This is a genomic window from Micromonospora rifamycinica, assembly GCF_900090265.1.
In the GTDB taxonomy this organism is placed as follows: domain Bacteria; phylum Actinomycetota; class Actinomycetes; order Mycobacteriales; family Micromonosporaceae; genus Micromonospora; species Micromonospora rifamycinica.
On sequence record NZ_LT607752.1, the window covers coordinates 3,945,159 to 3,957,312 of the forward strand.

Here is a 12,154-nt window from a genome sequence, read left to right on the forward strand (position 1 = left end):
ACCGAACCGGGGTTCCACCGGCGACGACGTGGGGCGGTGCCCACCCGGTGACGGCCAGAGGTGGATCTACCCGGTGACGACCGGGAGGTGGATCCGCCCGGCCGGACGGCCCATCCGTTGACCGGCTCCCGGACTGGCGGCCGCCGACGCGGGTCGTTCCCGGTCGGAGCCGCCGGGGGCCGGTCAGGCCGTGGCGGCCGGGGGCCGAGGGCCGGTCAGGGCTTGGCGGCCGGGGGCCGAGGGTCGGTCAGGGCTTGGCGGCCGGGGGCCGAGGGTCGGTCAGGCCCCGGAGGCCGGTCAGGGCCTGGCGGCCGAGGGCCGGTCAGAGCTTGACAGCCGGGGCCGGTCAGGGCTTGGCGGCCGGCTGGGTGGGGGCCTCGACGTGCCGGTGCAGGTATTCGCGGATGAGCGCCTTGGCCTCGGCGAGGACCCGCTCGTCGCCCTCCTGCTTGCGGCGGAACGCCAGCTTGATCAGGGCGTCCGCGGCCTCGACGGCGATCTCCAGGCAGAACCGCAGCCGGGGCTCGTCGGTCATGCCGAACCGCTCGGTCAGCACCCGGGCCAACTGGTCGGCGATCACCCCGTTGTTGTCCCGCTGCTCGTCGAGCAGGTGCAGGTCGACCACGTCGCCGAAGTGCAGGGTCCGGAAGCCGGGGACGGTACGGTGCATGCAGATGTACTCGTCGATCCCGGCGTCGACGCCGTCCCACCAGTGGGTCAGGTCGTCCGACGCGAAGCGCTCGTCGAGCCGCTGGAGGTAGGCCTCCATGGTGCGCAGGGTCAACGCCTGCACGATCGCCCGCTTGTCCGGGAAGAACTGGTAGACCGACCCGATCGCCACCTCGGCCCGCTCGGCGAGCAACGTGGTGGTCAGCCCCTCGTACCCCACCTCGTCGACGAGCTCGGCACAGGCGTCCAACATCCGCTGGACGCGCGCGACACTTCGACCCTGCACCGGAACGCGGCGCAGCGGCCCGGTCGTGGCGGCTGGTGTGGACACTCGACGCCACCCCCCTTCGACGAAAGAACATATCCACATGTCACGAGGCCGTGACTACCGGTACAACGAGCGGACCTCGATTGCGGTATTTACCAGGCACAACGTTCCTGATATGAAGGCAGTTCACATTCATGTCGAGGAGCGCCGATGGTCGGTACCGCCACCGCCTGGTCCAACTGGGCCGGCAACCAACACAGCGTCGCCACCGCCATCCTGCGCCCTACCACCGTCGAGGACATAGCCGAGGCGGTCCTGGACGTGGCGGGCGCGGGCGAGCGGATCCGGGTGGTCGGCAGCGGCCACTCGTTCACCCCCATCGCCCTGTCTGACGGACGCCGGATGGAGTTGTCCGGTCTGCGGACTGACGTCCGGATCGACCGGAACGCCCGGCTGGTCACCGTACCCGCCGGGACGACCCTACGCGCGCTCAACGCGCTGCTCGCCGAGCACGGCCTGGCCATGCCCAACCTGGGCGACATCGACGCGCAGACCATCGCCGGGGCGATCTCCACCGGCACCCACGGCACCGGTGCCGCGTACGGCTGCCTGTCCACCTTCGTCGAGGCGCTCACCATGGTCACCGGCACCGGCGAGGTGCTGCACTGCTCGGCCGAGGAGCACCCGGAGATCTTCGCCGCCGCCCGGGTCGGCCTGGGTGCCCTCGGCATCATCGTGGACGTCACCCTACGCTGCGTGGAAGCCTTCACCCTCCGCGCACACGAACGACCCGCCCCGCTGGACGAGGTCCTGAGCGACCTGCCCGGACTCGTCGGCCGCCACGACCACGTCGAGTTCTACTGGTTCCCGTACACCGACCGGGTTCAGCTCAAGACCAACGACCGGGTGCCGGCCGACGACCGGCCACTGCCGCGCTGGCGGGGCTGGCTGGACGACGACCTCCTCGCCAACACGGTCTTCGCCGGAGCCTGCCGGCTGGGCCGGGCCGTACCCGCGCTGGCCCCCACCATCAGCGCGGTCTCCGCGCGGGCACTGACCGAGCGCACCTACACCGGCCGCTCCGACACCGTCTTCTGCACCCCGCGCCGGGTCCGCTTCGTCGAGATGGAGTACGGCATCCCGCGCGCCGCCCTGCCGCAGGCGCTGGCGGAACTGCGCCGGATCGTCGACCGGCTGCCGTTCAAGGTGCTCTTCCCGGTCGAGGTCAGGTTCACCGCCGCCGACGACATCTGGCTGTCCCACGGCTACGGGCGCGACTCGGCCTACCTCGCCGTCCACCAGTACGTCGGCATGCCCTACGAACCGTACTTCCGGGCCTTCGAGGAGGTCACCGCCGGACTCGGTGGCCGACCCCACTGGGGCAAGCTGCACTACCGGGACGCGGCCTCCCTGGCGACCGCCTATCCGCGATTCGGCGACTTCCAGGACCTCCGCGCCCGCCTCGACCCCGGTCGCGTCCTCACCAACCCCCACCTGGACCACATCCTCGGCCCCTGACCCACCACCCACCCCAGCTCACAGGGATCTTGGAGGAAAGTGGCCCCCATGGGGGCCACTTTCCTCCAAGATCCTCTGAATCAGAAGGCAGACGCAGACCGCTGTGGTGGCTGTTGGTCACGCGAACCGCCGTGGTGACCGCTGATCACTGGCGGAGGGCCGTTCGCTTGCTGGTCAGTCAGCCCGCCGGGCAGGCAGGCAGAACCATCCTCGCCGGGCGAGATCGCGCTCACCGGACAGGCAGAACCGTGCTCACCGGGCGAGATCGCACTGACCGGGTAGGCAGAATCATGCTCACCGGACAGGCAGAACCGTGCTCACCGGGCAGGTCAGCCGGGCCAACCGGCCATGCGGAGGGCTGCGCGGAGTTGGCCGACGACCTCGTCGGGGCGGGCACGCAGTGCCCAGGCGGGGAAGCGGAGCACCCGGTCACCCTCGATCCACAGGGAGTTCTGCCGCCGCATGTCGGCCCAGGCGTGGGCCGGGTCGAGATGCTGTCCGCCGTCTATCTCGACGTGCACACGCCACCGGGCGAAGTACGCATCGAGGTACCGACGCCGCCCGGCCGGGTCGTACCGGATCTGTTGGCGGGTCGGAAGTGGCAGGTCGGCACGACGTATCAGGTCGAGGAACTCCAGCTCACTCAACGAGTGCGAGCCGCCGGCAGCGTCGGTGGCGGTGGCGGTCACCAACGCCCGGCGGCGCATCCGGGGCAACCGATCCAGCACCTCGTGGATCTCCCCGCCGACCACCAGGCGCTGCTGGAAGGCTGCGGCCACGATGGCACGCGCCTCGTCGTCGCTGGCCGCCCACTGGGCTGCATCGACGATCGACCGGGCCAGCGTGGTACGCGGAGGTTGCCCGGCGGCGAGTACGTCCTGCGCGGGCAGAAGGGTGGTGCGGTGCACCCGTACCCCCTGGGGTGGCGCGTCACGGCGTGCCGACGCCGGGAGCAGCAGGTCGACCGGCCGGGTACGGAACCCCCGCAACCCACCGGCCTGAGCCGCGCTGAGGCCACCGAGCAGAGCGGACGGCCCGGCCGCCAGTACCGCGATCCAGCGGAACTGCTCGACGTCGACGGGGCCGCTGTGCGTCACGAATACCGCCCGGTGGGCCTGCCTCCACCGTCCTGTCTCCACCCGGTGCCGGATCGCCTTCCGGGACAGGTGTCGGGAAGCCTGGGCCAGACTGATCACGTCGTCCTGCCGGAAGCGCAGCCAGGTCAACTCGTCCGCGTCGGCAGCCGGCAGCGATCGCCGTAATCCTGCCGCCGCCGACCCCCGAGCCCCAGATCCTGGCCGCACACCCGGGCCCGCGCGAACTCCGTCCCCCGCGACCCGCATGGGACCGCGACCTCGAACCCCCTGACGAACTCTCACCCCGCAACCCTGCCCAGCCGCCACCTCTGCCCGCTACCCCCTGTGGACAACGGGTAGATCTTGGAGGGAAACGGCCCTCAGGGGGGCCGTTTCCCTCCAAGATCCGGAGGACAACCAGGCGACCATCGACCAACAGCCGCGAATGACGACCAGCGACTCACAACCAGCGACTCACAACCAGCGACCAGCGACTGGCAGCCGGCGAAGGGGTCACCCCCGGGTGGGGTCACCCGTAAGGGGTCAGCCCCGGGTGGGGTCACCCGGAAAGGGTCACCCCCGGGTGGGGTCACCCGGAAGGGGTCACTCGGTGGCGGTGGTGGCTTTGCGGGGGGCGGCCTTCTTGGCGGGCGTGGCCTTGGCGGTGGTGGTCTTCTTGGCGACCGTGGACTTCGCGGCGGCGGTCTTCTTGGCCGCCGTCGCCCGGGTCGCGGTCGCCTTGGTCGCGGTCGCCTTGGTCGCCGTGGTCCTGGTCGCGGTCGCCTTCTTGGCCGGGGCCTTCTTGGCCGTCGTCTTCTTCGCCGCCGCCTTCTTCGGTGCCGGACCCTTGGCCCGCTTCTCGGCCAGCATCTCCGACGCCTGCTCGATGGTCAGCTCCTCCGGGGTCTGCCCGCGCCGCAGCGACGCGTTGAACTCCCCGTCGGTCACGTACGGCCCGAACCGGCCGTCCTTGATCACCAGTGGCTTCTCGGTCAGCGGGTCGACGCCCATCTCGCGCAGCGGGGGCGCGGCGGCCCGACGTTGGCGCGTCTTCGGGGCGGCCAGCAGGGCCAGTGCCTCGTCGAGGGTGACGGTGAACATCTTGTCCTCGGAGTCCAGCGAGCGGAACTCGTCACCACGCTTGACGTACGGGCCGTAGCGGCCGTTGTTGGCGACCACCTCGGCGCCGTCCGGGGCGACCCCGACCACCCGGGGCAGGCTGAGCAGCTTCAACGCCTCGTCGAGGGTGAGCGAGTCCGGGGTCTGCGTCCGCAGCAGGGACGACTTGCGCTCACCGCTGGCGACGTACGGGCCGAACCGGCCGGACTTGAGCACGATCGGTTCGCCGGTGGCCGGGTCGTCGCCGAGTTTGCGCTCGCCGCCCCCGCCGAGGAACAGCTCGTGCACCTTCTCCGGGGTCAGCTCGTCGGGGGCCAGGCCCTCCGGGATCGGTGCCCGGTCGCCCTGGCCGCCGCCCTCCTCGCCGTCGGTCTTCGGCGCCGGCTGTTCGCCGGGCAGTGCCCGCTGGAGGTACGGCCCGAACCGGCCGACCCGGACGACGACCTCGCGCCCCTCGTCGTCGGTGTGCAGCGGGATCGAGTTGACGCTGCGCGCGTCGATCTCGCTGAGGTTCTCGGTGACCAGCTTCTTCAGCCCGCCCGCGTGGGCGATGGCCTGGTCGCCGGTGCCGTTGCTGCTGCCGAAGTAGAACGCGGTGAGGAAGTCGACGGCGGCGTGGTCGCCCCCGGCGATCTCGTCCAGCTCGTTCTCCATGCTGGCGGTGAAGTCGTAGTCGATCAGGCGGGGGTAGTGCCGTTCCATCAGCCCGATCACCGCGAACGCCAGGAACGTCGGGATCATCGCCTGACCGCGCTTGGTGACGTAGCCCCGGTCCTGGATCGTCTGCATGATCGACGCGTACGTCGACGGGCGGCCGATGCCCAGCTCCTCCAGCGCCTTGACCAGCGACGCCTCGGTGTAGCGCGACGGTGGTTGGGTGTGGTGGCCCTGAGCGGCCAGCTCGTCGGCGGTCAGCGGCTGGTCCTTGACCAGGGTGGGCAGCCGCCGCTCGGCGTCCTCCGCCTCGGCGTTCTCGTCGTCGCTGGACTCGACGTACGCCCGCAGGAAGCCCGGGTCGGTGATGGTCTTGCCGGTGGCGCCGAAGTCGGCCTCCTCCTGGGCGGCGGAGACCGCCCGGATGCGTACCGAGACGCTGGAGCCGACCGCGTCGGTCATCTGCGAGGCGATGGTGCGCCGCCAGATCAGCTCGTAGAGCTTGAACTCCTCACCGGACAGCTCCTTGGCCACGTCGCCCGGGGTGCGGAAGTTGTCCCCCGCCGGGCGGATCGCCTCGTGCGCCTCCTGGGCGTTCTTCACCTTGCCGGTGTAGCGGCGCGGCTCCGGCGGCACGCTGCGCTCGCCGTACAGCTCGACGATCTGCCGGCGGGCCGCCGCGATGGCGGTCTCCGACAGGTTCACCGAGTCGGTTCGCATGTAGGTGATGTAGCCGTTCTCGTAGAGCCGCTGCGCGGTACGCATCGTCTGCTGCGACGAGAACCGCATCTTGCGGGCCGCCTCCTGCTGGAGGGTGGAGGTGATGAACGGCGCGTACGGGCGACGGCGGTAGGGCTTCTCCTCGACCCGGGTGACGGTGAACGGCCGCCCGGCCAGTCGGGCGGCCAGGCCGCGCGCCCCGCTCTCGTCGAGGTGCACCACGCCGGCACCGGGCCGTACCCGGCCGGTGGTGGGTTCGAAGTCCTTGCCGGTGGCGATCCGGTCACCGTTCAGCGCGACCAGGGTGGCGTTGAAGGTCCGCGGGCCGTCGCCCGGCTTCGCCACCGCCAGGGTGGCGAGGATGTCCCAGTACTCCGCGGTGCGGAAGGCCATCCGCTGGCGTTCCCGCTCGACCACGATCCGGGTGGCCACGGACTGCACCCGGCCCGCCGAGAGCCGCGGCATGACCTTCTTCCACAGCACCGGGGAGACCTCGTAGCCGTACAGCCGGTCGAGGATGCGGCGGGCCTCCTGGGCGTCGACCAGATCCCGGTCGATCTCCCGGGGGTTGGCCACCGCGGCCTGGATGGCCGGCTTGGTGATCTCGTGGAAGACCATCCGCTTGACCGGCACCTTGGGCTTGAGGGTCTCCACCAGGTGCCAGGCGATCGCCTCGCCCTCACGGTCCTCGTCCGTGGCCAGGAAGATCTCGTCGACCTCCTTGGCCAGCTTCACCAGCTTGCTGATCTGCGCCTTACGGTCGGCCGAGACGACGTAGAGGGCGTGGAAGCCGTTGTCCACGTCCACCCCGAGCCGGGCCCACGACTCGCCCTTGTACTTGGCCGGCACGTCGGCGGCGTTGCGGGGCAGGTCCCGGACGTGGCCGAAGCTGGCCTCCACGACGTACCCCGGGCCGAGGTAGCCCGAGATCGTCTTGGCCTTCGCCGGAGACTCGACGATGACCAGACGGGTGGTTCCAGCGCTGCTCGGCACGTCTCTCCCCGACCTCACTCCTGCTCCGGTCCCGATTCGGGCCGTGTTGCGCCCGCCGGACCACCTCGGTCCGGATGTCCAACGTAACGCGCCGCCCGGGTTCCGGAGCCCGGGGGCGGCAAACAGCGTCCGCGCGGCGGCACCACCGACGCCGCGCGGGCCGCAGCGGCCGGACGGCGCCACCGTACACCGTGGGTAGGGCCGGAAGTGGGCCACGGTGACGATGACGGCCCTCCGACCTGGGCCAACACCGCTGCTCACAGAGTGAGACGGGCAGTGTACCGTCCGCAACACTGTCCTCGATCAGACAGTTCACCATGCCGGCCGGGGCGGTCACCGCGGGGCGGTCACCGCCGGCCCGTCAGGGCCAGAGGTGGGCGGGAGCGGCCGGTGGGCGGTCGCCGACCAGCTCGGCCAGCCGGGCCAGCCGCCGGCTGCCGATCCGGTACGCCGGCCCACCCGTCTCCGCCTCCAGCAGCGCCGCCGGCAGGCCCACCGCGGCGAGCGCGGCCCGCACCACCGGCCACCACGGCTCGTCACGGCGGTCCAGGCGCAACAGCAGGCCCGCGTCGTCGGCCGCCCCGGCGGCGGCCAGCCAGAGGCGCAGCCGCCGGCCGTGCAGGTGGAAGTGGGCGGGCGGGCGCTTGACCCCACCGGCCAGCCAGGCCGTCGCCAGCGGTGCCAGGGTGGTCAGGTACGAGGTACGCACCAGATAACGCTGCTCCCCGGTCGCCTCCCAGCCCGCCGCGAGCCCCCGCCGGGCGAGTTCGGCGACGAGCACGTGCACCCGCCAGGCCGCGTCGACCTCGACGGACAGCCGGGCGGTGCGCCCCATCCGGTGCACCTCTCCCGGGCCGGCGAGCAGCCCGGCCAGGTCGGCTACGGACGGATCGGCCGCCTCCGTGCCGAACAGCGACAACTGGCGCACCGGTTCCCCGGGCGGGTCGGTACGCCTCAGCGACACTCCGGAACCTCGTCGAAGGCCTGCTTGAGCTCTGTCGAGTTGAGCCGCCCGGTGTCCAGCGCGCTCGCGTCGTACTCCTGGTTGAGCTTGTCCACGGCGGCCTGGACCCCGTCGTAGAAGGCGGTGGCCTGCCCGGTGTCCAGGGCGTCGATGGTGTCCCCGGCATGCCCGTAGGCGTCCCTGATCCGTTCCAGAGCCGCCCGGAACGCCTTCGACACCTCCTCGCCCCGGTCGGTCTCCGGGATGCCGGCATCGGCGATCCGGCGGCGGGCCGTCTCGCTGGCCTGCTCGGCACCGGCGAAGAGCCGCACCAGGTTCTCCTTCGCCTGTGCCGGGGTGGTCTGCGCGGTCATCTGCTGGTGGGTGCTGCTGGTGAGCTTGCTGATCTCGGCCCGCCACGGGGTGAGCGCCTCGCAGACCGAGGCCGCCCACGCCCGGGGGGTGGGCCCCCCGCCGCAGCCGGCGACGACGAGTACGAGCGTGGCGAGGACCACCGTGAACTTTCCGGCGGCACTCGCCCGACACGTACGCATGCGATGCAGCGTACGGCCTCCGGGCGATTGTGCCAGCGATCAGGTTTCGCGCTGGTCGGCCCACGCAGCGGGTTCCCGGACGGCCGGGAACCCGCTGCGTCGTCACTCAGACGTTGGCCGGTTCGACCCGCTCGGGGTCGTTACCCGAACCGGTGCCCCCACCGTCCGGGGTGGAGTCCATCGCGACGCCCTTACGCTTGCTGAACACCACCGCCGCGACCACGATCAGGGTGGCGACCACCGCGATCGCCAGGCGCAGCGGGGTGTTCCGGTCGTCGCCGACGCTCCAGGCCACCACGGCCGGCGCGATCAGCAGCGAGACCAGGTTCATCACCTTGATCAGCGGGTTGATCGCCGGGCCGGCGGTGTCCTTGAACGGGTCACCGACGGTGTCGCCGATGACGGTCGCGGAGTGCGACTCGGAGCCCTTGCCGCCGTAGGAGCCGTCCTCGACGAGCTTCTTGGCGTTGTCCCAGGCCCCACCGGAGTTGGACAGGAAGACCGCCATCAGGGTGCCCGCCCCGATCGCCCCGGCCAGGTACGACGCCAACGCGCCCGGCCCGAGGCCGAAGCCGACCGCGATCGGGGCGAGGATGGCCAGCAGACCGGGGGTCATCAGCTCGCGCTGCGCGTCCCGGGTGCAGATGTCGACGACCTTGCCGTACTCGGGGCGCTGGGTGCGGTCCATGATGCCGGGCAGCTCGCGGAACTGCCGGCGGACCTCCATCACCACCGCGCCGGCCGAGCGGGACACCGCGTTGATGGCCAGCCCGGAGAAGAGGAAGACGACCGCCGCGCCGATGATCAGACCGACCAGGTTGCGCGGGTTGGCCACGTTGAGCGCGTTGAGGATCTCGCTGCCGACGTCCCCCACCCCCGCGTCGGAGTACGCGGTCCGCAGCGTGTCGGTGTACGAGCCGAACAGCGCGGTGGCCGCGAGCACGGCGGTGGCGATCGCGATGCCCTTGGTGATCGCCTTGGTGGTGTTGCCGACCGCGTCCAGCTCGGTGAGGATCCGGGCGCCGTTCTCGTCGATGTCGCCGGACATCTCGGCCACACCCTGTGCGTTGTCGGAGATCGGGCCGAAGGTGTCCATCGCGACGATCACGCCGACGGTGGTGAGCAGGCCGGTTCCGGCCAGCGCCACCGCGAACAGCGAGAGCGTGATGGAGCTGCCGCCGAGCAGGAACGCGCCGAAGACGCCCGCGCCGATCAGCAGCGCCGAGTAGACCGCCGACTCCAGGCCGACGCTGATGCCGGCGAGGATGACGGTGGCCGCGCCGGTCTGCGAACTCTTGCCGATGTCCTGCACCGGGCGACGGTTGGTCTCGGTGAAGTAGCCGGTCAGCGCCTGGATGGCGGCGGCCAGCACGATGCCGATGACGACCGCGCCGATGGCGACCACGCGCGGGTTCTGGTCGACGTCGGTGAGCCCGCCCTCCAGCTCGCCGAAGGTGGCCGGGAGGTAGAGGAAGGCAGCGACCGCGACCAGCACCGCGGAGAGCACCGCGGAAAGGTAGAAGGCCCGGTTGATGGCGGTCAGGCCGTTGCGGTCGGAGGTGCGCAGCCGGGTGATGAAGACGCCGACGATGGCGATCAGCACCCCGATGGTGGAGATGATCAGCGGGAAGACCAGGCCGTCCTCGCCGAACGCGGCCCGGCCGAGGATCAGCGCGGCGACCAGGGTGACCGCGTACGACTCGAAGAGGTCGGCGGCCATGCCGGCGCAGTCACCCACGTTGTCGCCCACGTTGTCGGCGATGGTGGCGGCGTTGCGCGGGTCGTCCTCGGGGATGCCCTGCTCGACCTTGCCGACCAGGTCCGCGCCGACGTCGGCGGCCTTGGTGAAGATGCCGCCGCCGACCCGCATGAACATGGCGAGCAGCGCCGCGCCGAAGCCGAAACCCTCCAGCACGGTCGGTGCGTCGCCCTTGAAGAGGCCGACCACCAGCGCCGCGCCGAACAGGCCGAGGCCGACGGTGAGGAAGCCGACCACGCCACCGGTGCGGAAGGCGATCTTCATGGCGGCCTCCCGGCCGCCGGCCGCCTCCCGGGCCGCGGCGGCGACCCGCAGGTTGGCCCGGGTGGCCAGCCACATCCCGGCGCCGCCGATGAACGCGCTGAACAGGGCGCCGACCACGAAGAACGCCGACCGGCCGATCTTCACCGCCAGTTCGCTGCCGTCGGTGTCGTGCACCGGCAGCAGGAAGAGCAGCACGACGGCGATGACCACGAAGATCGCCAACGTCCTGAACTGCCGGAGCAGATAGGCGGAGGCGCCCTCCTGCACCGCGCCGGAGATCTCCTGCATGTTGGTGGTGCCCTTACCGGCTGCCAGCACGGCCTTGGTCAAGGCGGCGGCGAAGACGAGTGCCACCAGCGCGATGACCGCGGCGATGACGACGTACGTCAGGTTTGCTCCGGTAAGGGACAGCGCGCCGCTGTCGGCGGCGAAAGTCCCGGACATCTGTGTCCTCCTGTACCGAACACTGTCGCGTCGGCCAGTGGACGTATGACCGACGCCTGGATGCGGTGGCGCACGCGCTCCGACCTGCGCCGACAAAAGATGATCAACATCCATATCCGCTGGTTGCAGGAAGGGTCACGTGCTGACAACTCACAGACTGTAGCCCTGGCCAGTGTTGGAGGTCACATGCGGGGGACGCCGTGTCCGGATGATCTCTGTAACTGTGTTATGAGGAAAAATCTGATATAGGAGACCATCAAGACCACGAGGCCGCGACCCCCATGGGTCACGGCCTCGTGGACAGAACGTGAGGTCAGCCGCCGACCGGCCACACCATCCGGACCTCGGTCCCGATCCCCTCGGCCACCGGACGGACCTGAAGGTCCTCCACGAAACCCGCGAGCAGCGCAAATCCCACGCCGGTGGTGAGCGCCTCGTCGGTCAGCGTCTCGTTGGCCAGCTCGTCGGCGTTCAACGCGGCCAGGCCCAGCCCCGCCTCGATCGGCGCCCGGTCCACCACCCGGACCGCGTACGACCCGGAGTCAGACATCTCCACCAGCACCGGATCGGCCAGCCCGTACTGATGGTGCAGGGCCACCGCCCGGGTGCACGCCTCACCGATGGCCAGCCGCACCTCGTCGAGCAGATCCTCCCGGACCCCGGCCCGCCGGGCCACCGCGACACCGACCAGGCGGGCGGTGCGTACGTGCACCGGCGCCGGCGAGAAGGAGAGCCGGACCGTCGCCATCACGCGCCGGAGCCGGCCGGGTCGGCGGCGACCGCCGCGTCCACCGTCGGGTGCAGGGGGAAGACCTGGTCCAGGGCGGTGATCCGGAAGATCTTCAGCAGCGGCTCCTTGCCGCAGACCAGGGCGAAGGAACCCCCGGCCGAACGCAGCCGCTTCAGGGCGCCGACCAGCACACCCAGACCGGTGGAGTCGAGGAAGTCCACCCGACCCAGGTCCACGACCACCCGCCGGGCCCCGCCGTCGATCAACTCCAGGAGCCGTTCGCGCAGTCGAGGTGCGGTGTAGACGTCCACCTCACCACCGACCTCGAGCACCGTGTGCTCCCCCACGGTGCGGGTCGCCAGCGACAGCTCCATCAGTCCTCCTCCGAGAGCCGTAAACTCTCCTGGGCATCTAACCATCCCCGCTACAGGCCCCGGCGAGGT

At 71.0% G+C, this 12,154-nt stretch carries 9 protein-coding genes; 1 reads left to right on the top strand and 8 read right to left on the bottom strand.

Annotated elements, in window-relative coordinates:
- Nucleotides 1–346: 346 nt before the first annotated feature.
- The gene (locus tag GA0070623_RS16185; protein WP_067300358.1) at nt 347–922 is read right to left on the bottom strand and encodes a TetR/AcrR family transcriptional regulator; all 576 of its coding nucleotides are present in this window, start codon (nt 920–922) and stop codon (nt 347–349) included.
- Between the two features lie 225 nt (nt 923–1,147).
- On the opposite strand from GA0070623_RS16185, the gene GA0070623_RS16190 reads away from it, so the two are divergent.
- Nucleotides 1,148–2,455 (top strand): D-arabinono-1,4-lactone oxidase, encoded by a 1,308-nt coding sequence (locus GA0070623_RS16190; RefSeq protein WP_067300359.1) that lies wholly within the window; start codon nt 1,148–1,150, stop codon nt 2,453–2,455.
- Nucleotides 2,456–2,784: 329 nt separating this feature from the next.
- Here GA0070623_RS16190 and GA0070623_RS16195 read toward each other — a convergent pair whose 3' ends face one another.
- The 7 genes from GA0070623_RS16195 to GA0070623_RS16225 form a co-directional block, all read right to left on the bottom strand.
- Nucleotides 2,785–3,681, bottom strand: a complete 897-nt coding sequence (locus GA0070623_RS16195) for a DUF559 domain-containing protein (protein ID WP_231932389.1) — start codon at nt 3,679–3,681, stop codon at nt 2,785–2,787.
- Nucleotides 3,682–4,134: 453 nt separating this feature from the next.
- Nucleotides 4,135–7,017, bottom strand: a complete 2,883-nt coding sequence (gene topA, locus GA0070623_RS16200) for a type I DNA topoisomerase (protein ID WP_067300360.1) — start codon at nt 7,015–7,017, stop codon at nt 4,135–4,137.
- 361 nt (nt 7,018–7,378) lie between these two features.
- Nucleotides 7,379–7,975, bottom strand: a complete 597-nt coding sequence (locus GA0070623_RS16205) for a hypothetical protein (protein ID WP_067300645.1) — start codon at nt 7,973–7,975, stop codon at nt 7,379–7,381.
- A complete protein-coding gene (locus GA0070623_RS16210) occupies nt 7,972–8,514 on the bottom strand; it encodes a hypothetical protein (RefSeq protein WP_067300364.1) in 543 nt (180 codons plus the stop codon). Before GA0070623_RS16210 ends, GA0070623_RS16205 begins: the two co-directional genes overlap by 4 nt.
- Nucleotides 8,515–8,620: 106 nt before the next feature.
- Nucleotides 8,621–10,981, bottom strand: coding sequence for a sodium-translocating pyrophosphatase (locus tag GA0070623_RS16215; RefSeq protein ID WP_067300365.1), 2,361 nt, complete (start codon nt 10,979–10,981; stop codon nt 8,621–8,623).
- A gap of 313 nt (nt 10,982–11,294) precedes the next feature.
- Complete coding sequence (locus GA0070623_RS16220) at nt 11,295–11,729, bottom strand: ATP-binding protein (protein ID WP_067300368.1); 435 nt, start codon at nt 11,727–11,729, stop codon at nt 11,295–11,297.
- Nucleotides 11,729–12,085, bottom strand: a complete 357-nt coding sequence (locus GA0070623_RS16225) for an STAS domain-containing protein (RefSeq protein ID WP_067300370.1) — start codon at nt 12,083–12,085, stop codon at nt 11,729–11,731. The genes GA0070623_RS16220 and GA0070623_RS16225 overlap by 1 nt, the downstream gene beginning before the upstream one ends.
- Nucleotides 12,086–12,154 lie beyond the last annotated feature (69 nt).

What these genes read in the sequence shown, in the direction of transcription:
- GA0070623_RS16215 (WP_067300365.1), bottom strand. Translation starts at nt 10,981, where the DNA reads ATGTCCGGGACTTTCGCCGCCGACAGCGGCGCGCTGTCCCTTACCGGA.
- GA0070623_RS16185 (WP_067300358.1), bottom strand. Translation starts at nt 922, where the DNA reads ATGTTGGACGCCTGTGCCGAGCTCGTCGACGAGGTGGGGTACGAGGGG.
- GA0070623_RS16210 (WP_067300364.1), bottom strand. Translation starts at nt 8,514, where the DNA reads ATGCGTACGTGTCGGGCGAGTGCCGCCGGAAAGTTCACGGTGGTCCTC.
- GA0070623_RS16225 (WP_067300370.1), bottom strand. Translation starts at nt 12,085, where the DNA reads ATGGAGCTGTCGCTGGCGACCCGCACCGTGGGGGAGCACACGGTGCTC.
- GA0070623_RS16190 (WP_067300359.1), top strand. Translation starts at nt 1,148, where the DNA reads ATGGTCGGTACCGCCACCGCCTGGTCCAACTGGGCCGGCAACCAACAC.
- GA0070623_RS16220 (WP_067300368.1), bottom strand. Translation starts at nt 11,729, where the DNA reads ATGGCGACGGTCCGGCTCTCCTTCTCGCCGGCGCCGGTGCACGTACGC.